At 66.4% G+C, this 20,304-nt stretch carries 21 protein-coding genes; 4 read left to right on the forward strand and 17 right to left on the reverse strand.

The genetic code is table 11. From position 1 onward, the window contains the following. Positions 1–128: 128 nt before the first annotated feature. Entirely contained in the window at positions 129–959 is an 831-nt protein-coding gene (locus tag EPN59_RS02445; protein WP_293033272.1) for an amidohydrolase family protein, read from the reverse strand. 31 nt (positions 960–990) lie between these two features. Then, positions 991–2,031, reverse strand: a complete 1,041-nt coding sequence (locus EPN59_RS02450; RefSeq protein ID WP_293045472.1) for an aldo/keto reductase — start codon at positions 2,029–2,031, stop codon at positions 991–993. Between the two features lie 414 nt (positions 2,032–2,445). Here EPN59_RS02450 and EPN59_RS02455 point away from each other — a divergent pair, with 414 nt between their 5' ends. Further along, entirely contained in the window at positions 2,446–2,988 is a 543-nt protein-coding gene (locus EPN59_RS02455; protein ID WP_293033245.1) for a hypothetical protein, read from the forward strand. 85 nt (positions 2,989–3,073) lie between these two features. Here the strand turns inward: EPN59_RS02455 and EPN59_RS02460 are convergent, their stop codons facing one another. From EPN59_RS02460 to EPN59_RS02505, 10 genes are all read right to left on the reverse strand, one after another. Beyond that, positions 3,074–5,452, reverse strand: a complete 2,379-nt coding sequence (locus EPN59_RS02460; protein ID WP_293033247.1) for a GNAT family N-acetyltransferase — start codon at positions 5,450–5,452, stop codon at positions 3,074–3,076. 406 nt (positions 5,453–5,858) lie between these two features. Further along, positions 5,859–6,638, reverse strand: coding sequence for a heme ABC transporter permease CcmC (gene ccmC, locus EPN59_RS02465; protein ID WP_293033249.1), 780 nt, complete (start codon positions 6,636–6,638; stop codon positions 5,859–5,861). A 4-nt stretch (positions 6,639–6,642) separates the two neighbouring features. After that, positions 6,643–7,440 carry a heme exporter protein CcmB gene (locus EPN59_RS02470; RefSeq protein WP_293033251.1) on the reverse strand — a complete coding sequence of 266 codons (798 nt, stop codon included), beginning with the start codon at positions 7,438–7,440 and terminating at the stop codon, positions 6,643–6,645. Beyond that, complete coding sequence (gene ccmA, locus EPN59_RS02475) at positions 7,437–8,075, reverse strand: heme ABC exporter ATP-binding protein CcmA (RefSeq protein WP_293033253.1); 639 nt, start codon at positions 8,073–8,075, stop codon at positions 7,437–7,439. The genes EPN59_RS02470 and ccmA overlap by 4 nt, the downstream gene beginning before the upstream one ends. Positions 8,076–8,094: 19 nt before the next feature. Continuing rightward, positions 8,095–8,790 (reverse strand): hypothetical protein, encoded by a 696-nt coding sequence (locus EPN59_RS02480; protein ID WP_293033255.1) that lies wholly within the window; start codon positions 8,788–8,790, stop codon positions 8,095–8,097. After that, the gene (locus tag EPN59_RS02485; RefSeq protein ID WP_293033257.1) at positions 8,787–9,323 is read right to left on the reverse strand and encodes a cytochrome c-type biogenesis protein; all 537 of its coding nucleotides are present in this window, start codon (positions 9,321–9,323) and stop codon (positions 8,787–8,789) included. The genes EPN59_RS02480 and EPN59_RS02485 overlap by 4 nt, the downstream gene beginning before the upstream one ends. Next, positions 9,320–9,892, reverse strand: coding sequence for a DsbE family thiol:disulfide interchange protein (locus EPN59_RS02490; protein WP_293033259.1), 573 nt, complete (start codon positions 9,890–9,892; stop codon positions 9,320–9,322). The genes EPN59_RS02485 and EPN59_RS02490 overlap by 4 nt, the downstream gene beginning before the upstream one ends. Positions 9,893–9,902: 10 nt before the next feature. Continuing rightward, positions 9,903–11,918, reverse strand: coding sequence for a heme lyase CcmF/NrfE family subunit (locus tag EPN59_RS02495; RefSeq protein WP_293033261.1), 2,016 nt, complete (start codon positions 11,916–11,918; stop codon positions 9,903–9,905). Then, the gene (gene ccmE, locus EPN59_RS02500; RefSeq protein ID WP_293033274.1) at positions 11,915–12,370 is read right to left on the reverse strand and encodes a cytochrome c maturation protein CcmE; all 456 of its coding nucleotides are present in this window, start codon (positions 12,368–12,370) and stop codon (positions 11,915–11,917) included. The genes EPN59_RS02495 and ccmE overlap by 4 nt, the downstream gene beginning before the upstream one ends. 11 nt (positions 12,371–12,381) lie before the next feature. Next, positions 12,382–12,585, reverse strand: coding sequence for a heme exporter protein CcmD (locus EPN59_RS02505; protein WP_293033263.1), 204 nt, complete (start codon positions 12,583–12,585; stop codon positions 12,382–12,384). Between the two features lie 389 nt (positions 12,586–12,974). Here EPN59_RS02505 and EPN59_RS02510 point away from each other — a divergent pair, with 389 nt between their 5' ends. After that, the gene (locus tag EPN59_RS02510) at positions 12,975–13,289 is read left to right on the forward strand and encodes a NapC/NirT family cytochrome c (RefSeq protein WP_293033264.1); all 315 of its coding nucleotides are present in this window, start codon (positions 12,975–12,977) and stop codon (positions 13,287–13,289) included. Positions 13,290–13,318: 29 nt separating this feature from the next. Here the strand turns inward: EPN59_RS02510 and EPN59_RS02515 are convergent, their stop codons facing one another. The 3 genes from EPN59_RS02515 to EPN59_RS02525 form a co-directional block, all read right to left on the reverse strand. After that, positions 13,319–14,920: a peptide chain release factor 3 gene (locus EPN59_RS02515; protein ID WP_293033265.1), complete on the reverse strand. Its 1,602-nt coding sequence runs from the start codon at positions 14,918–14,920 to the stop codon at positions 13,319–13,321. A gap of 401 nt (positions 14,921–15,321) precedes the next feature. Then, the gene (locus EPN59_RS02520) at positions 15,322–15,612 is read right to left on the reverse strand and encodes an H-NS histone family protein (RefSeq protein ID WP_293033266.1); all 291 of its coding nucleotides are present in this window, start codon (positions 15,610–15,612) and stop codon (positions 15,322–15,324) included. A 104-nt stretch (positions 15,613–15,716) separates the two neighbouring features. After that, positions 15,717–15,944: a hypothetical protein gene (locus EPN59_RS02525; RefSeq protein ID WP_293033268.1), complete on the reverse strand. Its 228-nt coding sequence runs from the start codon at positions 15,942–15,944 to the stop codon at positions 15,717–15,719. A 532-nt stretch (positions 15,945–16,476) separates the two neighbouring features. Between EPN59_RS02525 and EPN59_RS02530 the strand changes: the two genes are divergently transcribed. Then, positions 16,477–17,520, forward strand: a complete 1,044-nt coding sequence (locus EPN59_RS02530; RefSeq protein WP_293045475.1) for a helix-turn-helix transcriptional regulator — start codon at positions 16,477–16,479, stop codon at positions 17,518–17,520. Here the strand turns inward: EPN59_RS02530 and EPN59_RS02535 are convergent. Further along, entirely contained in the window at positions 17,517–17,816 is a 300-nt protein-coding gene (locus EPN59_RS02535) for a hypothetical protein (RefSeq protein WP_293045477.1), read from the reverse strand. The two genes, EPN59_RS02530 and EPN59_RS02535, sit on opposite strands and share 4 nt — an antisense overlap. Before the next feature lie 94 nt (positions 17,817–17,910). Then, positions 17,911–18,450, reverse strand: a complete 540-nt coding sequence (locus EPN59_RS02540) for a BON domain-containing protein (protein ID WP_293033924.1) — start codon at positions 18,448–18,450, stop codon at positions 17,911–17,913. Between the two features lie 207 nt (positions 18,451–18,657). On the opposite strand from EPN59_RS02540, the gene EPN59_RS02545 reads away from it, so the two are divergent. After that, positions 18,658–20,058 (forward strand): GntP family permease, encoded by a 1,401-nt coding sequence (locus EPN59_RS02545; RefSeq protein WP_293033923.1) that lies wholly within the window; start codon positions 18,658–18,660, stop codon positions 20,056–20,058. The last annotated feature ends 246 nt before the right edge of the window (positions 20,059–20,304 follow it).

Below are 20,304 nucleotides of genomic sequence, written 5' to 3' on the forward strand. Positions count from 1 at the left end.
GTCACTCCGGTTGGAATCGCAGCCGAATTGCAGCCTGATCGCAGCCTCAAGCAGCCTCAAGCAGCCTCAAGCAGCCTCAAGCAGCCGCGTTCAGGGGATGAATGCAACGTGTCGCTGGCCGCACGCGGTCACAATCGATAAAACGCCGCTGCGTTCGCGCCGAACACCGCATCACGCTCGGCGTCCGTGAGCGGCGCGAGCAGGCGCTGCGCGCACGCGTGCCAGCGTTCATAGTCGCCGTTGAGGTTCAACACCGGCCAGTCGCTGCCCCACATCACACGCTGCGGGCCGAAAGCAGCCAGCACCTGTGCGATCCACGGGCGCAGCGTGGCATCGCCCCAGCCCGGCGCAGCCTCGGTGACGAGGCCCGAGAGCTTGCAGCACACCTGCGGATAGCGCGCGAGGCGCATTAGTGCGTCGGACCATGCGGACCAGCCCGCATTGCCGTCGCGGATCGGCGGCTTCGCGCTGTGGTCGACGACCACGCGCAACGCAGGATGTTGCGCAAGAAACGTTTCGAGTGCAGGAGCGTGGCGCGTGAAAATCAGCGCATCTAACGCGAGGTCATGCGCAATCAGCGCCTGAATTGCGTGCGACGTGTCGGCAGTGGCGATCCAGTCGTCATCGGGCAGGTCCTGCAGCATCGGGCGCACGCCGCGGAATTTCGGCTCGCGCGCGAGATCGGCAATGAGATCCGGTGAGTCCCGATCGTCGAGCGGCACCCAGCCCACCACGCCCGCAATCGATGCATCGTTGCGTGCGAGCGCAAGCAGATAGCGTGTTTCCTCGACCGTCGGCGCAGCCTGCACGACCACCGTGCGCGTCACGCCGCAGCGCGCGCGCAACGGCGCCAGATCGGCGAGAGCGAAGGTGCGGTACAGAGCGGGCATGGCGGGCGTGAGCCAGCCGTAGTCGCCGCGCGACGGATCCCAGTAGTGCTGGTGCGCGTCGATTTGCACCGCTGTAGCGCGCGGGCCGGATGTCGTCATGTCAGCACGCGGGCAGCGGTGCGCGCGAATCGATGAGGCCCTGCTCGCGCAGCGCGATCCACAGATCGGCGGGGATGGGCGTCTCGAACGACGCGACGTTCTCGCGCACTTCGGCCGCGCTGCGCGCGCCGTTGAGCACCGTTGCGAGCGCGGGATGCGCATACGGAAACTGCAGCGCGGCGGCGGCTAGCGGCACGCCGAAGGTCCCGCACACGGCGTCGAGCCGTGCGACGCGTTCGATGACCTCAGCCGGTGCATCGGCGTAGTTGAACTTGCGCTCGCCCTGCAATCCGTGCGCGAGGATGCCCGAATTGAACGCACCGCCGAGCAGGATGCTCACGTTGCGCTCGACGCAGGCAGGCAGCAAATCGTCGAGCGGTGCTTGCTCAAGCAACGTATAGCGGCCCGCGAGCAACGCGCAGTCGATGTCGAATTCGCGCATCACGTCGAGAATCACTTCGCGCTCGTTCACGCCGAGGCCCACGGCTTTCACGACGCCCGCCGCGCGCAATTCATCGAGCGCAAGGAATCCGCCGCCATCGGTCAATTGCCGCCAGTAGTGCGCGTGACGCTCGCCATGCGTATAACGGCCGATGTCGTGCACAAGTGCAATGTCGATGTCCACCATGCCGAGGCGCTGCTGGCTGTCCTCGAACGAGCGCAGGATGCCGCCATAGGTGTAGTCGTAGATGGCCTCGAACGGCAAGAGGTTCTGCCAGCCTTCGCTGCCGTCGTAGGCATGCACGCGCGGCACGAAGCGGCGGCCCGCTTTGGTCGAAAGCACGTACTCGCTGCGTGGATAGCGCCTGAGCGCCGCGCCGAGACGATGCTCCGCCTTCGTATGGCCATAGTGCGGTGCAGTATCGAAGAAGCGCATGCCGGCTTCCCAGGCGGCATCGACGGTGGCCTGCGCCTCTTCTTCGGAGAGATCGCGATACAGGCCGCCGAGCGGCGCGGTACCGAGGCCGAGTGCGGTCGCTTCAAGCGCCGTGCGTCCGATGCGCCGCCTGTGCGCCACCTGCGGATGTCGCTCCTGCACCATGCGCGTGTCTCCCGGTGAGTGTTTGCGACAGATTACGCCCTGTACGGCGCGCGTCAATGCGGGGCAATCTCGACCAATGGATTGAAGCTGCCGGAGTGGAGAAACAGGCTTGAGAAGCGGGCGACGAAATGGGTCGTGCCGCCCTGGTTATCCCGTCAATTAATCTGCATGTCTACAGATATGAAAATCATGCGCCCGCGCGGTGAGTGAGTTCCTGTTCATGTCATCTCGTCCGGTCGAAACAGGCAGCGCCGCATCCGTGTTCAGGCCCCACACGAGCCGCTTCAACCTCGTCCCGTTGCGGTTTTTTTGACTGGAACGTGCGCGCACAAAACGATAGAATGGCGTCCCTCCAAATTTCCGGCGCGCCGTGTCCATTTCTCAGGACAAGCGGCGGCCGCGCACGTACACCTCATGGCGAAACTTCTGAACGACCAGGAATTCCAGCGTTTTTCCGAGCTTCAACAAAAGCAGGCGAGCTTCACGATCACGAACGACGAAGCCGACGAACTGCGTGACATCGTTGCGCGCGCGCAGAAGAAGCGCGACGACCGCGCGAGCGCGATGAAGACAGCCGAAGAGGCGATCACGCAATTCGAAATCACGCCGGACGAACTGTTCTCGCCGGAGCAGATCGCCGAAGCCGCACGCAATTTCGGCCTGATTCCGGCCACGAAGAAAGAGCGCGTGCTGCCGCCTTCGCTCACGTTCAACGGCAAGACGCATCAATGGACGCGCGCGCTGCCCGTGGAAATCCGCGAGCCGCTGTTCGAGGCGTTCCAGGGCGGGCAGTCGGTCAAGGTCTTCATCGCGACGCCGAAGGACGCCACGCGCTGTGCCGCGACCATCGCGCGGCTCGAAAAGGAAACCGGCGTGCAATACGCGCAGGTCTGGCTCGAAGAACTCTCGCTCACGCGCGGCCAGGTGGACGACGCACTCGCGAAGCTCGCCGCCTGACGCACGCATGCGCCGCACGCTGTCTGCGGCCTGGTTGCATCCGTTCGAACCAGGCCGCGCGCACAGCGCATCGCGGCGCATTGCATCAATCCAGCGGCATGCGAAAGCCGACGACACCGGGATCTTCGGTCGGCGTCACCGTGAAGCCGCAGGCGCGCGCCAGGCCGATCATCGGCGTGTTCTCGCGCAGCGCCTCGCCGAGGAGCCAGTGCGTGCCGCGCGAGCGCGCGTACGCGATGATCCGCTCCATCAACATGCGTCCCAAACCGTGGCCCTTGATGTTCGAGAGCACCGTCACCGCGAATTCCGCGGTTTCGTTGTCCGGGTCCGAAACGGCACGCACCACGCCGAGCGTGCGCGGCTTGCCGTGCTCGTCCTTGACGGTCGCAATGAGCGCCATCTCGCGGTCGTAGTCGATCTGCGTCATGCGCGCGAGCTGTGAATGGTCGAAACTGCGGACCGCCGAAAAGAATCGCAGACGCAAATCGTCGGGCGTCATCGATGCGATCAGCGCGCGGTGCTGCTCCTCGTCTTCGGGGCGGATCGGCCTGATCGTGAGGCGCTCGCCGCACCAGTCCAGCGTCTCTTCCAGGCGGCGCGGATACGGCATGATCGCGAAGCGGCTGCGCGTCGCGGCAAGCCGCAGGCGCGGCGCCACGACCAGTGTTTCCGCAGGCAACACCCGCAGCGTCAGTTCCATGCCGACGATCTCGCGAACGTCGCACGTCGCCTGCGAGAGTTCGGTGAGCGCGGTGAGCGTCGGCTCGGGCGAGTTCACGCGCCTGGCGTGCGGCGACTGCGTGACGATGTCGCGCCCGAGGACCGGATTGAGCGGCGGCAGCCCGTAGACGCGCAACGGCGGCGATATGCCGTCCATCGACGGCGCAACGAAGTAGAACACCGGGCCGAAGTTTTCGTCGTCGCGAAACTCCACCTTCACGTCGACCACGGGCGGCAGCGAATCCACCGTGCCGCTTTGTCCCGGCGTCCAGGTCCGCAGGCCGAACAGCCCCAACAAACTGGCCGCCGCCTCGCCGTCCAGCTCCGTCTGCCCTGCAGCCAGCGCGGCACGCGCCTGCGCCTGCGCGGCCTCGATCGCGTCCGCGCGCTGCGCGGGCGTGCCCTCGGGGGTCTGCATCAGCAGCTCGCGGCCAAGCCGGTAGTCGACCAGACGCGCGAACGCGCGCGCGAGCCGTCGCGGCGTCGTATGCACCGGAATGCCGTGCGCGTGCAGCGCGTCGCGCGTGGCGGCGTCGACGCCGCCGAAAAAGCACGCGAGCACCCCGCGATACGCCACGCGGTGATGCTCGATAAGCATGCGCGCCACGGCGTCGACCGGCGCGCTGTGCGTCGGTGCGTGCACAACGAACACCGTGCCCGTCTTCGGATGCGGCCCGAGCGTATCGAGCGCGAGCCCGAAATGCTCGGGCTTCGCCGTTTCGCCGAGCACCAGCGGATTGCCCGCCTGCACCTGCGGCAGCGCCTTCTGCATCGCCGCGTGCGCCTCATCGGTCCAGGTTGCGAGCGTGTCGCCCGCCTCGTTGAACGCGTCGCGGGCGAGTATCGCGACACCGCGGTCGCTCGTGATGAGCGTCGCAGTGTCGCTCGCCGCGACGCGGCCCACGCCGAGCGTTTCGATTTCGTCGAGCAGATCGTCGAGCGTATCCACGCGCACCATGCCGGCACGCCGGAACGCCGCGGAATAGAGCGCATCGCCCGGATCGTCGCGGCCGCTGCGCAGCACCAGCACCGGCTTGTTGCGAGCCGCCGCGCGCGCCGCCGACATGAATTTGCGCGCCGCGCGCACGGTGTCGAGTTCGAGCAGGATCGCGCGCGTCGAAGGATCGCTTGCGAGGTAGTCGAGCACGTCGCCCGCATCGACGTCGGCTTCGTCGCCGAGCGTGATCACATGTGAAAAGCCGAGCCCTCGCGCATCGGCCCAGCGCAGCACGGCGTTGGTGAGCGCATTCGACTGCGAGACCCACGCCACGCCGCCTGGCCGCGCGAGCGACGCCGCCGCGCCGAGTTGAGCGTTGAGCGCGGGCGTCAGGACGCCGACGCTGCCCGGCCCGACGATACGCAACAAATGCGGGCGCGCGGCGGCCAGTGCGTGGCGCAGGTCGGCGCGGTCTTCGTCGTTGCGCACCTCGCCGATGAGGATCGCCGCGCGCGTGCCCATGCCGCCAAGACGATGCACGAGCCCCGGCCATGTGGAGGGCCGCGTGCAGATCACGGCGACCGTGGGCGCGGCGGGCAAATCGCCTGCGTCGGCCAGGACGGGGCGGCCGTCGAACTTTTCCGAATCATTCGCGTGGCGTGGATTGACGGCCCACAGCGGGCCGGTGAAACCGCCTTCGATCACGCGCCGCCACACCATCTCGCCGATGCTGTCGGGACGCCGTGAAGCGCCGATCACGGCGACGGATTTCGGCTGGAAGACCGCGTCGAGGTTGCGTACAGTCACAGATTCTCCTGAATCATCGGATGGATGGCATACGGAGTCAGGATAGGCTAATCGCCCTGACGGCGCGCGGATTTCGCGCAAGGTGTGGCGGGTATGAAAGACACGCAATCGTGTGCGCGGCGATGCCACGCACTGGCGCGAACAGGAGAGGTAGCGGGGACTCTATCGCGTCGTTATTCGTGACGCGATTTGCGTCGTGATTCGTGATGCGAAGATGCGTCCGATGACCGTGGAGCGTCGCCAGCAGTCGATGACTGTCTTGCGGCCCATCGGCAAGCAGAGCGGTTGACCGGCGCTGCAACGCGCGGTGTTCACTGCGACCGAAATCGAATGGCTCGATCGCGTCGTTCCAGACCTGCCGATTGTGCGGATCGTGCCGCTCGCCGCGCAGGTCCGGATGTTTTCATCAAACCGGATCGACCGGCAGCGCAGCCAGCGCACTGACTGGCGCTTCGTCCTGCATCGCACGCAGCCAGCGCGTGTGCGCCTCGCGCTCGGCAATCAGCAGCTGCGCGCGCCGCAGCGTCGTCGCCGCCGCCCACGCCCACGCCGCCACACTGCACAGCAGCATCGCCCACAGCATCACCGGCGCCATGCTCGCACCGCTCGCGCGGATCGTCGCCCCCTGGTGCAGCGTGTTCCACCACCGCACCGAGAAGTACATCACCGGCAGGTTCAGCGCCCCCAGCAGCGCCAGCACCGCGCACGCACGGTCCGCGCGCTGCGGATCGTCAATCGCCCCCTGCAGCGCCAGGTACCCCAGGAACAGCAGCAGCAGCAGCAGCGACGACGTCAGCCGCGCATCCCACGCCCACCACGTGCCCCACATCGGCTGGCCCCACAGCATCCCCGTCACCAGCGACAGCGCCGCGAACACCGCACCCGTGGGCGCCAGCGCGTGCGCCAGCAGATGCGACATGCGCGTGCGCCACACCAGTCCCACGAAGCTCCAGAACGCCATCAGCGCGTAGGCGAACATCGCCACCCACGACGCCGGTACGTGCAGATAGATGATGCGGTACGCGTCGCCCTGCACCGCGTCGGCCGGCGCCACCCCGAAGCCCAGGTACAGGCCGATCGCCGCCGTCACCAGCGCCACCACCCGCAGCGGGCCCACCAGCGCGCGCGCCAGCGGCAGGAACCGCGCCGGCGACGCAAACCAGAATACGTATCTCGACAGGTTCATGACTTCAACTCTCTATGCCAATGCGCACCGCACTGGCCGCAAGCCACGGACAGCACGCCAGCATCGCGCAGGCCATGCCGGCCAGCAGGGCCAGATGTGCCCCGGCAGGTTCGCCCAGTTGCGCGGCGTGCACCGCCAGGCTTCCGAACACCAGCACCGGCGCGGCCAGCGGCAGCACCAGTCCGATCACCAGCATGCCGCCCTGGCGCAGCCCCGCCGACAGCGCCGCCACCACCCCCACCAGCATCACCAGCACCGCGACGCCCGGCAGCAGCGCCACCATCAGCACTCCCAGCGCCGCCCCGCTCAAGCCGTACTGCAGCGCGGCCACCGGCGCGAGCAGCAGCACCGGCACCACCGTCGCCACCCACTGCGCGGCCAGGCGCGCGGCCACCAGCAGCACCAGCGGCACCCCGCACAGCGCCCACTGGTCCAGCCAGCCGCTGCGCAGGTCATCGTGGAAGCAGCGCCAGCTCGCCACCAGCACGCACAGCAGCACCGCCACCCACAGCACCCCCGGCGCCAGCAGCGCCAGCGTCTCGGGCGTGGGCGACACCCCCAGCGCGGGCAGGCTCGCCACCGTGATGAAGAACAGCGCCTGCACCAGCAGGTCCACCGGGCGCGCCATCACCAGCGCCCATTCGCGCCGCAGCACCGCGTAGATCGCGCGGCTCCACGGCACGTTTTCTGCGCCCGTCGTTGCACCCGCCAGGGCGCTGTCGTGCCGGTCGTGCCGGTCGCCCGCTTCGTCTCTCACTGCGGCAGGCCGGCTGGCCGCCACGCTTTCCGGTCGTGCACTCACGACACCTCCCCCAGCACGGCGCCGCCCTTCGTACCGCCCGCTGCACCACCCTTCGCACCACCCTTCAGATCCAGCACCCGGCACGCCGGGAACTCCGCCGGCAGCGCCTGGTGCGAGGTCAGCACGATCGCCCCGCCCCCGCGCAAATGCGCGTGCGCCAGCGCCGTGAGCCACGCGCAGCCCTGCGCGTCGAGCGCGTCGAACGGCTCGTCGAGCAGCAGCAGCGGGTGCGCCGTGAGCCGCAGCCGCGCCAGCGCGAGCTTGCGGCGCTGGCCCGCCGACAGGTGCCGCACCGCCCGCTCCGGCACCCCCAGCTCCGCCATCAGCGCCGGTACCCGGCGCACCGCCCCAGCCCCGCCGCCATGCAGCTGCGCGAACATCTCCAGGTTGGTGCGCGCCGGCAGGTTCTCGGCCAGCCCGTCCTGATGACCCAGAAACGAACACGCCCGCCCGCCCCGCTCCACCCGCCCCGCCAGCGGCGGGCGCAGCCCCGCGAGCGTGCGCAGCAGCGTGGTCTTGCCGCAGCCGTTGGGGCCGCGCAGATGCACCGCCTCGCCCGCGCCCACCGCAAACTCCAGCGGCCCCCACAGCCGCAGGCCGTTACGCTCGCCTACCAGGCCCGTCACGCTGAACATGATTGCTGTCTGAAGATGGTTACTGTTTTACCGTGCCCTGCGGCATCCACTTCGCGAGCGCCGCATCCAGGTCCTGGCGGTCGGGCGACCCGGCCGGATAAAGCTTGTGCAACTCGTCCACCAGCCTGTTCGCACCTGCCCGGTCGCCCCGCTCGTTTGCGGCCAGCGCGCGCAGCAGCATCACGCTGGTGTCGTCCGGCGCGAGCTTCGCTGCGCTGTCGACCAGTTCGAGCGTGTACGCATCGAACTTGTGGCCGTTGCTTATCAGGCGCGCCTCGATCCAGCCGCTCAGCAGCGCACTGTCCTTCATCACGCGCGACTGCGCGTGCTCGTAGGCGGCGGCCGCATCCGTGTAGCGGCCCAGCATCGTGTACGAGCGCGCCAGCAGCACCCAGCCATCCATGTCTTCGGGATGCTGCTTCATGTGGTCGGCCAGATGCTGCACCTCCGCGTTTATGTCCACGCCGTCATGCATCTGCGTCGAAGCCTGCCCTGCGGCCATCTGCGAATGCGGCGGGGCCAGCTCCAGCGCAGCCGTCTCGCCACGCACGGCATACAGCCCGCCCACCACCAGCGGCACCGACATCGCCAGCACCACCGACTGGCGGCGCGACGCGCCACGGCGTCCGCCCGCCCAGTACAGGCTCGCGCCGAACGCACCCACGATCACCACTGCCAGGACCACAAAGATCCACATCCCGGTGCTGCCGTTCATTGTCTTGGCTCCTTATATTTGTATTGCCCCGCGTCGTCCACTTCACCCGCGTCACTGCCTGCATCACTACCCGCAGCGCCAGCGCGCATGCTCCGCCACAGCGCAAGGATGCCAATGCCCACGAGCAGCAGCGGCCCCAGCCACAGCAGCAGCGTGCTGCCGGTCACGGGCGGACGGTAGATGACGAAATTGCCGTAGCGCGCCACCAGGAACTGCTTGATCTGCGCATCGCTCTCGCCCGCGGCCATGTGGTCGCGCACCAGGTTGCGCAGGTCCACGGCCAGCGAGGCGTCCGAATCGGCCAGCGACTCGTTCTGGCACACCAGACACCGCAGCTGGCTCGTCAGCCGGTACAGGCGGTCCGGGTCTACCGGCTGCAGTGTCTGCGTGGCCGGTGCAGCCTGTGCGACCTGTGCAGGCACAACCGTCTGCGCGGCCGTTGCTGGCACAACTGTCTGTGCAGTCTGCGCCTGCGCGAACTGCGCCAGCGGCGCGAGCAGCGCGAGAGCCAGGATCCAGGCCGCGCGCCTCATGAGTGCGCTCCCAGGCGCGGCAGCACCTCGCTGGCGATCACCTCCGGCGTCAGCTCACCCACGTGCTTCCACACGATCACGCCCTTCGCATCGATCAGGTACGTCTCCGGCGCGCCGTACACCCCCAGCTCGATGCCCATGCGCCCGTCCGCATCCACCAGCGTCATCGCAAACGGGTTGCCCTGCTGCTGCAGCCACGCCGTCGCGTCCTTCGCGCTGTCCTTGTAGTTCAGCCCGATCAGCTGGTCGCCGCGCCCCTGCGCGCGCAGCGTGTCGCCCAGCGCCATGATCACCGGCTGCTCGTCGGCGCACACGCTGCACCACGACGCCCACAGGTTCACCAGCCGCGGCTTGCCGCGCAACTGCGCCGGGCCGATCGCGCCGCCTCCGGCAGCCGTGCTGCCCAGCTGAGGCAGCGCCATGTCCGGCCACGGCTTGCCGATCAGCATCGAGGGCAGCTCGCGCGGATCGCGCGTCATCCCCACGGCCAGCAGCAGCAGCAGCGCGAGCGCCGCCACCGCCGACAGCGTCAGGATCCAGTGGCGGCGCAGCGAGATCAGGATATTCATGCGGGCAACTTCACAGTGAAGAAAGGGTTTCCGGCACCACGGCAGCGGCAGCAGCGGCAGCAGCGGTAGCAGCAGCAGCAGCAGCAGCGGTAGTGGCAGTGGCAGCAGCCTGCGGCGCCGCGCGGCGCAGCCGGCGCGCCAGCGCCGCGCTCAGCGCCCCCGCGCCCATGCACAGCACGCCGAGCCACACCCAGCGCATGAACGGCTTGTACTGCACGCGCACGCTCCACGCGCCGCTCGCCACATCCACCGGCGTGCTCAGCGCCACGTACACGTCGCGCGTCATCGTCCAGTCGATCGCGCTGTGGCTCAGCGGCATCTGCGAGCCGATATAGGTGCGCTTCTCGCTCACGAGCGCGCGCGGCGCCTGCGACGGACAGCGCAGCGTAAAGCGCCCCACCTGCGCGTCATAGTCCGGGCCGCGTCCCTGGCCCATGCCGTCGAAGCTCACCGTGCAGCCGGCCAGCGCCCGCGTGTCGCCCGGCGCCATGCTCACGTCGTGCTCCACGCCGTAGCCCTTGACCATCGCCACGCCCACCACAAAGATCGCTATGCCCAGGTGCGACACCACCATGCCCAGGCCCGAGGCCCCGAGCCCGCCGCCGCGCACGCGCTGCACCGCCCACTGCAGCGTGCTCACCGCCACGCCCAGCGCGCCCAGCAGCGCCACCACAACCAGCACGTGCACCATTCCGTACGCACGCGCGAGCAGCACCGGCAGCACCGCCGCGCCGGTCACGAGCGCCACCAGCGTGGGCATCATCCGGCGCAGCAGCTCGCCGCCCGTGTTCTTTCCCCAGCGCAGCCAGATCGACACGATCAGCAGCAGCAGCGCGGGCATCAGCACCGGCATCATGACCGCATCGAAATACGGCACGCCCACCGAGATCTTGCCCAGCTGCAGCGCATCCATGACCAGCGGATACAGCGTGCCCAGCAGCACCACGCCGCAGGCCACCACCAGCAGCAGGTTGTTCAGCGCCAGCGCCGTCTCGCGCGAGGCGAGGCCCGGCGCACGCGGCGCGCGCGCCGGCTGCAGCCGCTCGCGGTAGCGCGCCACCAGCGCGAGGCTGCCCAGCAGCGCGAACGCGATCAGCGCGAGCATCGCAATGCCGCGGCGCGGATCGGTCGTGAACGCGTGCACCGAGATCAGCACGCCCGAGCGCACGAGGAAGGTGCCCAGCAGCGAGAGCACGAACGCGCCGATGGCCAGCGCCGCCGTCCAGTACGCGAAGTGGCCGTGCTGGTCGCGGGCGACCTGCACGTGCAGCAGCGCCGCGAGCACCAGCCAGGGCATCAGCGAGGCATTCTCCACCGGATCCCAGAACCACCAGCCGCCCCAGCCCAGCACGTAGTACGCCCACCACGAACCGAGCGCAATGCCCAGCGACAGGAACACCAGCGCCGCCGCCGTGTAGGGCCGCGCCCAGCGCACCCACAGCGCGGGCGCGCCGCGCCAGAGCGCGGCCATCGTCATCGCGAACGGCACCGTGGTGCCCACATAGCCCAGGTACAGCAGCGGCGGATGCATCGCCATGCCCGGATCCTGCAGCAGCGGGTTCAGGCTCTGGCCCTCATCGGGCGCGGGCAGCAGGCGGGTGAACGGGTTCGAGGTGAACAGCACGAACGCGCCGATGCACAGGCTCACCAGACCGAGCATGCCCAGCACGCGCGACGCGTAGGCCGCGTCATGCCGGCGCAGGCCCCACATCGACGCCAGGCTCCAGAGCGCGAGCGCTGCCATCCACAGCAGCATCGAGCCCTCGTGCCCGCCCCACACCGCCGCGATGCGATAGATCACCGGCAGGCTGGTGTGGCTGTTCTGCGCCACATAGAGAATCGAGAAATCGTCGTTCACGAACGCCGCCGCGAGCAGCACGATCGCGCCGAGAATGCCGCCGATCTGCCACAGCGCGGCCAGCGTCGCGAGCCGCGGCTGCGCCTGCGGGCCCAGACCGCCCCACGCCTGCACCGCCGCCGCGACCACCGCGAGGATCAGCAGCAGCTGTCCAAGTTCACCGATCATTGCGCGGCTCCCGTTGCTGACTGCGCTGACTGCGCGGCCTGCATCGCCACGTGCGTCTTCGGCGGCGTGTAGTTCTCGTCGTGCTTGGCCAGCACCTCGGTAGCCACCAGCGCACCCGAGCCGTCGAGGCGGCCCTGCGCAATCGCGCCCTTGCCCTCGGCGAACAGGTCCGGCAGCACGCCGTGATAGATCACCGGCACGCTGTTTTTACCGTCCATGAGCGTGAAGCGCACGTCCAGCGCGTCGCCCGGGGAGCGCTGCAGTGAGCCCGCCTGCACCATGCCGCCCACGCGCAGCGTCTCGCTGGCGTGTGCGCTGCCCGAGGCGATGTCGCTCGGCGTCACGTAAAACATGAGGTTGCTGCGGAAGGCCTGCTTGACGAACACACCCGCGGCCACCAGCAGCGCCGCGGCCACCAGGATCAGCAGCAGGCGCTTGCGGCGCGGGGTCAGTACGACCGCGCTCATGGCGACTCTCCCTGTGTTGCGGCCAGCGCCGCGTTGTGCGCCCCGGGCTGTGCGCGCCGCGCGCGAAGCTTCAACGCCAGTTGCTCTGCTGCGAGCGCAACGACCACCGACGCCACGCTGCCCCACACATGAACGCCGTAGCGTCCCATTCGAAGGAACGACGCCCAGTCGCTCCACCACAGATGGAAAAATTCAGACATCACCGGCCTTCCATGTGATGCATGTCTGCCGCACCGTTGTAATGGCAACCTGCAGGCATCGTTAAACACGCGGTTTTATTGAGATCGGGCCGAAGCTTACCATGATTACGATCAAATTCGAGACCTCGACAAAGGTGCCGAAGAGGGGTGCGCGATTTAGACACATCGTTTCAAAATGCCTGTAAAACAAGGCACAAAAAGTGTGAATTGCTCGCCGCTTCCAGACCCTTGCCAGCCTGGCGCCGAGGCCTGTTTCGCGCGGTGTCCGGCACTTGCGATGCACTCGTTGAATGCACAGCATATGGACGGTTAATGCTGTGTCGAATGGGGCTGAAAAACGTGAAAGACGCGCGGGATTTCGGAGAGTCTGAAGCGCAAGGCGCGTACAAATGTCGCGCACGCGCGCGGCCAATCGCACCGGCCCGCCCCACCGCAGACGCAAGATTCAGGCGAGTCAGGAAGTGTGGGCCAGGCTGACCGGCAAGATCGATACGCGCCAGAAGTTCGAATCGCGTCGTATGGAACTGGCCACGAAGGAATGGGCACGCATGAAGGCGAACGGTTCGCGTGAATGCCGCATATTGCGCACCATCTGCCGAATGAATGCCACGCCCCGAACGAAGACGAGTCATTCATTCAGCGAATCCGGATCGAGTGGCGTCAACCCGATCCGAACTCCAATGAAGACTTCACCTCAAAAATGAAAACGCATTCGTGAGGCGAAAATGGGCGATCACAAACCCTTGCGGAACGGTGCGCCCGAGTGCTCGCGCAACTCGTTGAACACGATCTTCGGCCAGGCCTTCTGCGCGACTTCGATTTCGGAAACGTGCGAAGCAAGGTAAGTCGGCGCATTCGATGCGTCGTAGGCCATACGGGCCGCGTAGGCATCGGTGAAGCGGCGCAGTTCGGCGGAGTCGTCACAGGTAACCCAGCGCGAGAGGCGGTAGCGTGCGGGCATGATGCGCACGTCCACCTTGTATTCGGCGGACAGGCGGTGCGACACCACTTCGAACTGCAGCTGGCCAACGGCGCCCAGAATCATCGAGCCCCCATGCAACGGGCGGAACACCTGGATCGCGCCTTCTTCGCCGAGCTGCTTGAGCGCTTCGCCCAGTTGCTTTGCACGCATCGGGTCGACCACTTCGATGGTCTGGAAAATTTCCGGCGCGAAGAACGGAAGGCCCGTGAACTGAAGATCCTCGCCTTCGGTCAGCGTATCGCCGAGGCTCAACGCGCCGTGATTAGGAATACCGATGATGTCGCCAGGGTACGCTTCAGCCACGGTTTCGCGGCGCTGCGACAGGAAGCTCACAACGTTGTTCGCGCGGAACGTCTTGTTGTTGCGCGTGATCTTCAGTTGCATGCCGCGCTCGAAGCGGCCCGAGCACACGCGGATAAACGCCACGCGGTCGCGGTGCGCAAGATCCATGTTTGCCTGCACCTTGAACACGACGCCCGTGAACTTCGGCTCGTCAGGTTCGACCGGGCGCTGCACGGTCATGCGAGCGGACGGCGGCGGCGCGAGATCGACGAGCGCATCGAGAATTTCTTTCACGCCGAAGTTGTTGATCGCCGAACCGAACAGCACCGGCGACTGCTCGCCTGCGAGGAACGCGTCGCGATCGAACGTGGGCGTGGCGCCCGTAATCAGTTCGACCTCTTCCTTGGCGCGCTTCCAGTGATAGCCGAAGCGGCGCTCGCCCTCTTCGAAGTCGAGAGCCTGCAGCGTTTCCACCGCGCCGCCGAGCGTTTCCTCGCCCGCGCGGAACACGCGCACCTGGTCGCGCTGAATGTCGTAGACGCCCTGGAACTCCTTGCCCATACCGATGGGCCAGGTGAACGGCACGGCGGCCACGCCGAGGTGCTGCTCGATTTCGTCGAGCAGGTCGAGCGGCTCGCGCACTTCGCGGTCGAGTTTGTTGATGAACGTGAGAATCGGCGTCTTGCGGCTGCGGCAAACTTCGAGCAGCTTGAGCGTCTGCGCTTCCACGCCGTTTGCGCCGTCGATCACCATCACGGCGGCATCCACGGCGGTCAGCACGCGGTACGTGTCTTCCGAAAAGTCCTCGTGGCCCGGCGTATCGAGCAGATTGATGACGGCATCGCCGTACTCGAACTGCATGACCGAACTCGCGACCGAAATGCCGCGTTGCTTTTCGATCTCCATCCAGTCGGACGTCGCATAGCGATTGCTTTTGCGGCCTTTCACCGTGCCTGCGATCTGAATCGCGCCCGAAAACAGCAGCAGCTTTTCGGTAAGCGTGGTTTTACCCGCGTCCGGGTGAGAAATAACCGCGAACGTGCGGCGGCGTTTGAGTTCGGAAACTGACATCGAGCTGGGTATCACAGATGAAATTCGGGCAACCGGGCCGCGCGGGCATGGGTTGCTGCAAAGGCGGCGGCATGGGCGGCCACCCGGGTCCGGTTACCGGACGGCATCGCAGGGCCGGCGTGGGATCCAGCGCCGCGACGAATAGCACGAACGGTCAGGGAATCATGGCTCACACCGGCGCAAAGCGGCACCGCGGACGAATGATACACGGCATTACGGCGTGCGATGAAGAGTTCGATACGCGTGTATGGGCGCCACGGCGGCATCCTGCATGCGACGCATGCACGCAAACGCCGTGTGACGCGGTGTGCGCGACCCGTGGTCAGCTTTTGCGGGAGCGTACGGCCCGTGCCGCGCAAGAAGCCGCTGCCGGCCCGCAATCGCTCGCGGCGGTCTGCTGGTTAATCCTGGATCAGGAAGCGGTTGCGGTTCTTGCCCGCGAGCCAGCCCGGCGCACGGCCGCGGCCGCTCCACGTTTCGCCGGTTTTCGGATTCCGGTAGCGGGCCGGCAGCGGCTTCTTGCACGGCGCAGCCGCACGACTCGAAAAGCCGAGTTCTTCGGCCGTGATGTCGTACTCGGCAATTTTTTCCTTGATCTCGGTGATCGCCTGCGCAATTTCTTTTTCGCGTGCCACCGCAACTTCCTTGTGGAGCTTTTCCAGTTGGGCGGTCAATTGCTTGTAGCTCGGCATGAGAAGTGATCTCCAGAATAGTCACACGACAGCATTGTGACCATTCTGGCGTCAAAGCGTGCCGAATTGCGTCTTTTTTTCCCTCAGTACATCAATCCATTGCGCTATCGCAGCGTCTGGCGGCGCATGCTTTCGCGCACGCGATTCTCAAGCACGTAGAGCGCATCGTGCAGCCGCTTCACACGCTCTGTCTGCGAAGGCGTCGGATTCGCGCACAGCACCGATTCGAGCCGCCCGCGCCAATACGAAAGCGGAATGCGGTCCTGTCCTGAAAGTCGTGCAATGACATGTTCCAGATGCTCGATATCCCTTTCCAGTTGATGGTGATTCATTGTTGCCCCCGGGTTATGACAAGCCGTTTAATGACACGCCTGCGGGCGCATCTACGTATTTTCGGTTTGCGCTGCTTCTCTTAAGCGATGCGCGGGCATTTTTCCCGATTGGTGTTTATGCCGGATTCGTCACGGATAATGGCACGCGCGCATGGCAACAATCTGTCGCGCATGCCCGGGAAAAATAATCCCGTGATTCTGCTTATCCGCTGACCATCCAAGGTTGTCCGTTGGCTACCGCACTGAAGCCGGGCGCTACGTCTGCGAGCCTGACGATGCATCGACAACAAGCCCGATCGAGAGTAACGACGGCTATTGAACCTGTACATTCCTCATTTGTGGAAAAATATGCTCCGCGCATTTTTGCGGGCATCAGGCAGCGCCGATATTCAGCGATGAGTCCGCGGTGGAATCGAACGAATCACAATATGATGGTTTGCTGAACGCCATTTACGAAACAATCGACAATCCGGCGTTCTGGAAAGAATTTTGCGCAAGATTATTAAAATCAACTGAAACCGCATCGGTTCATTTGTTTGCATTCGACCGGCACCGCAATGTTTTCTCGTATGGTGACGGTTTCGATGTCGCCCGGAGCGAGCCGCTCGAACTGATCCGGCCGCTCTATCGCGACGATCCACGGCTTGAATGGCTGCGCGCATTTGCGCCCGGCAAGTGGCTGCATTACAGCGATACCGCCGAAAGCGATCACGCGAGCGGACTTCCCGTATTCGAGCCGCGCATTCCCGGCGCGGAACATCGGCACGTTTCGCTTTGCAAGCTGATCGACAGCTCATCGCTGACCGTCATGCTCGCCTGCCGGCGCGATGCGGCGCAAGGTCCGCTGTCCGATGCCGCGCGTGCGCTGCTCGATCGGCTCACGCCCCACCTCATACGCGCGCTGCGTCTTCACGCGCAACGCAGCGCGCTGAGCGCATCCGCGCTCGTGCAGCGCGCGAGTCCGCCCGCGATGCTCGTCGATGCGCATGGTGAAGTGCTGCACAGCAACGAACGCGCGCAGCAGCTCCTGAATGCGACGTCGCTCGTGCGCGTGCGCGCGCACCAGCTACGCCTCCCAGCCCCCTGGCAGGCACGCTTGCTGGAAGACGTCGCTATCGCCGAAGCGCGGCTGCGCAGCGAGACAAACGGTGCCCGGGAGGCCGCCGCACGGTTTCGCGCACTGCGCATCGTCGCGCCCGGCGACACGAACGGCCCGGAAGTGCTCTACGCGTTCTATAACGTGCAGACCTACGGCGACGCGCCGGTCGCCGAACTTTGCGCCGTTGCCGCGCTCACGTTCTATCATCCGCGCTCCGCACCGCCGGTTGACGAGCAGATCCTTGCCGACGCATTCGATCTATCGCCCGCGGAATGCCGCATTGCCCATCTGCTCGCGGAAGGGCTCACACAAAAGGAAATTGCGGCGCGTGTCGGCGTGCAGCACGATACGGTGCGCAAGCAACTACAGTCGGTGTTCCAGAAGACTGCGACGCGCCGCCAGCCCGATCTGCTGCGCCTGCTGCTGAATCTGCCGGTACACCGGACGCAGCAGACGCACCGGACGCACGCAGGCTAGCCGCCCGGGACGCGGGCTTGTTTGGCCCGGCAGGCGAACACGAGGCTGAAGGTGGAGCCGCTCGTGGACGTATCGATGGTGTCGTAGGCGCCGCCGCATTGCGCGCGCGCCTGCTGCGAGCAGGAGTCGCGGTCGCCGGCGGACGGGCATTGCACCTTGACCGTCGGGCGGCCATCGGAGAGAAACAGCGGCGGGCTGCTGGTGCACGCGGACAAGGCGGCAAGCAGCGCGCAGGCGAGCGCCGCGAACGGCAGCCTGCACAAGCGGAAAGACAGCGACAAACCTGGACGATTCATGTAGCACCCCAATGGACTTTCTCATTCTTCGATGTGCGATTGTGCCATGCCGCGCACCTGCGGCGCGGCATGCGCCGTCCGCGCGCGGGCGCGCTCAGTTCGGCGGCGGCAGCGTCTTGTAAGGCAGCGCGCCGTGCGGATCGGCGGCCACGCGCACAAACACCTGCTCGACATCCGGGATCGCTTCGAGGCGGCGCTGCAACGCAGCCCGATCGAATGAGGCGGGCGCGCATCCTTCCGCATAGACAAAACGCCGCTGCACGGTGATCCAGAGGCTCGTGTTCGCGAGCGACGCGTCGCCCTGGAACTGCTGGCGAACCGCGGCCGCGATGTCCGCGTCGTAAAGGTACGCGTTCGGCTTCGAGCACTTGTGCGCAAGCCAGCACGTCGTGCCGCGCTCCACACGATAATGCGCGTCGTCTTCGGCCTCGGCGCGGGTCATCAACGGCCCGAGCGGCACCGGACATGCGCTCACCGCACTCGACAGCGCGAAAAACGGATCGTTGTACCAGTTCTTGAACTGCGTCTGCGCGTCGGTTGCCGTCTGCGCCTGCACGGCGGCGCACGTCGCAAAACCAGCCGCATAGACCGCCACAAGACCGGCCGCGTGTGCGCCACGCGCAATCCATGTCATGCGCGCTGGCTTCACCCGGCGCAACACCCGAATCGATTCGCACCACTTCATTGCCGCCGCCCTCCCCGCCGCCAGCACGTCCTGGCACGCCCCAGCACCGGCAACGATAGCGCCGGTCAACCGGCGTCGCAATCATCATACGATTCTGTAGAATTGCCGCGACGTCTCAAGGATTGCCGAACCACGATCACCATTGAAGGAGACTCAATGTCGTTTGTCATCGTCCTCGCCGCCCTGGCGTTCCTCATGCTCGCCGCCTATCGCGGCTACAGCGTGATTCTCTTCGCCCCCATCGCCGCGCTCGCGGCCGTGCTGCTCACCGGGCCGTCCGCCGTCGCGCCTGTGTTCTCCGGCATTTTCATGGACAAGATGGTCGGCTTCGTGAAGCTGTACTTTCCGGTGTTCCTGCTTGGCGCCGTATTCGGTAAGGTTATCGAACTTTCAGGCTTTTCCGAGTCGATCGTCCACGCCGCGATTCGCTACATCGGCCGCTCGCGGGCGAATGCCGTGATCGTTGCGGTATGCGCGCTGCTCACGTATGGCGGCGTGTCGCTCTTCGTCGTGGTGTTCGCGGTCTATCCGTTCGCCGCCGAACTCTATCGCCAGAGCAACATCCCGAAGCGGCTGATGCCCGGCGCCATCGCGCTCGGCGCGTTCTCGTTCACGATGGACTCGCTGCCCGGCACGCCGCAGATCCAGAACATCATCCCGACGAGCTTCTTCAAGACAACCACGTGGGCCGCGCCCGTGCTCGGCATCATTGGCTCGCTCTTTATCATTGTCGTGGGTCTCACGTACCTCGAATGGCGCCGCCGCACGGCCATGGCGAAGGGCGAAGGCTACGGCACGTCGCTCGTGAACGAGCCCGATCGCGTCGAAACGAAGAGCCTGCCGAATCCGTTGCTCGCCATCGCGCCGCTCGCGCTCGTCGGCGTCGCGAATTTCCTGCTCACGCGCTGGATTCCGGTGTGGTACGGCGAAAGCTTCACCGTCACGCCCGACGTGCTGCCCGGCATTCACGCGCCCGTCACGACCACCATCAAGCAGGTCGTCGGCATCTGGTCCGTCGAAGGCGCGCTGCTGCTCGGCATCGCGCTCGTGCTCGTCACGGCGTTCCGCCGCGTGCAATCGCGCTTCGCGACCGGCACGAAGGCCGCCGTGGCGGGCGCGCTGCTCGCTTCGATGAATACCGCATCCGAATACGGCTTCGGCGGCGTGATCGCCGCGCTGCCGGGTTTCATCGTCGTGAGCGACGCGCTCAAGAGCATTCCGAATCCGCTCGTCAATGCGGCGGTTTCCGTGAGTTCGCTCGCGGGTATCACGGGCTCGGCATCGGGCGGCATGAGCATCGCGCTCGCAGCCATGTCCGACCAGTTCATCAGGAGCGCGCAGGCCGCGCAGATTCCGATGGAAGTGCTGCACCGCGTGGTCGCGATGGCGAGCGGCGGCATGGACACGCTTCCGCACAACGGCGCCGTCATCACGCTGCTCGCCGTGACGGGCCTCACGCACCGCGAGTCGTATCGCGACATCTTCGCGGTCACGGTCATCAAAACGCTCGCGGTGTTCTTCGTGATCGCCGTGTACTACGCGACCGGACTCGTTTGACCGCGTTTGACCACGTCTGACCGCTCGACCGTTCATGCAGCGGGGGCGCTGAAGGCGCGCGCGTTTTCCCATCGCGTGCCCGGCGCTGCCCGGCCACGCGCCGGGCAGCGCCGCATCCGGACACACAGCAGCGCAACCCGCGCGCCATAGCACCTGATTTTCCCGCTACGCAACACGCCGATTGGCGGCGCACGGCTTCGCGCGGATAATCCGTGAAGCTGCTTCGCGGGCGCAAGCCGACAGGCG

It is taken from the genome of Paraburkholderia sp., assembly GCF_004298475.1.
Lineage (GTDB): Bacteria > Pseudomonadota > Gammaproteobacteria > Burkholderiales > Burkholderiaceae > Paraburkholderia > Paraburkholderia denitrificans.

Coding starts and splice junctions, on each gene's coding strand:
- EPN59_RS02450 (WP_293045472.1), bottom strand. CDS start 2,031: ATGGTGCAGGAGCGACATCCGCAGGTGGCGCACAGGCGGCGCATCGGA.
- EPN59_RS02455 (WP_293033245.1), top strand. CDS start 2,446: ATGGCGAAACTTCTGAACGACCAGGAATTCCAGCGTTTTTCCGAGCTT.
- ccmC (WP_293033249.1), bottom strand. CDS start 6,638: ATGAACCTGTCGAGATACGTATTCTGGTTTGCGTCGCCGGCGCGGTTC.
- ccmA (WP_293033253.1), bottom strand. CDS start 8,075: ATGTTCAGCGTGACGGGCCTGGTAGGCGAGCGTAACGGCCTGCGGCTG.
- EPN59_RS02480 (WP_293033255.1), bottom strand. CDS start 8,790: ATGAACGGCAGCACCGGGATGTGGATCTTTGTGGTCCTGGCAGTGGTG.
- EPN59_RS02485 (WP_293033257.1), bottom strand. CDS start 9,323: ATGAGGCGCGCGGCCTGGATCCTGGCTCTCGCGCTGCTCGCGCCGCTG.
- EPN59_RS02490 (WP_293033259.1), bottom strand. CDS start 9,892: ATGAATATCCTGATCTCGCTGCGCCGCCACTGGATCCTGACGCTGTCG.
- EPN59_RS02495 (WP_293033261.1), bottom strand. CDS start 11,918: ATGATCGGTGAACTTGGACAGCTGCTGCTGATCCTCGCGGTGGTCGCG.
- EPN59_RS02505 (WP_293033263.1), bottom strand. CDS start 12,585: ATGTCTGAATTTTTCCATCTGTGGTGGAGCGACTGGGCGTCGTTCCTT.
- EPN59_RS02510 (WP_293033264.1), top strand. CDS start 12,975: ATGTCGCGCACGCGCGCGGCCAATCGCACCGGCCCGCCCCACCGCAGA.
- EPN59_RS02515 (WP_293033265.1), bottom strand. CDS start 14,920: ATGTCAGTTTCCGAACTCAAACGCCGCCGCACGTTCGCGGTTATTTCT.
- EPN59_RS02520 (WP_293033266.1), bottom strand. CDS start 15,612: ATGCCGAGCTACAAGCAATTGACCGCCCAACTGGAAAAGCTCCACAAG.
- EPN59_RS02525 (WP_293033268.1), bottom strand. CDS start 15,944: ATGAATCACCATCAACTGGAAAGGGATATCGAGCATCTGGAACATGTC.
- EPN59_RS02535 (WP_293045477.1), bottom strand. CDS start 17,816: ATGAATCGTCCAGGTTTGTCGCTGTCTTTCCGCTTGTGCAGGCTGCCG.
- EPN59_RS02540 (WP_293033924.1), bottom strand. CDS start 18,450: ATGACATGGATTGCGCGTGGCGCACACGCGGCCGGTCTTGTGGCGGTC.
- EPN59_RS02545 (WP_293033923.1), top strand. CDS start 18,658: ATGTCGTTTGTCATCGTCCTCGCCGCCCTGGCGTTCCTCATGCTCGCC.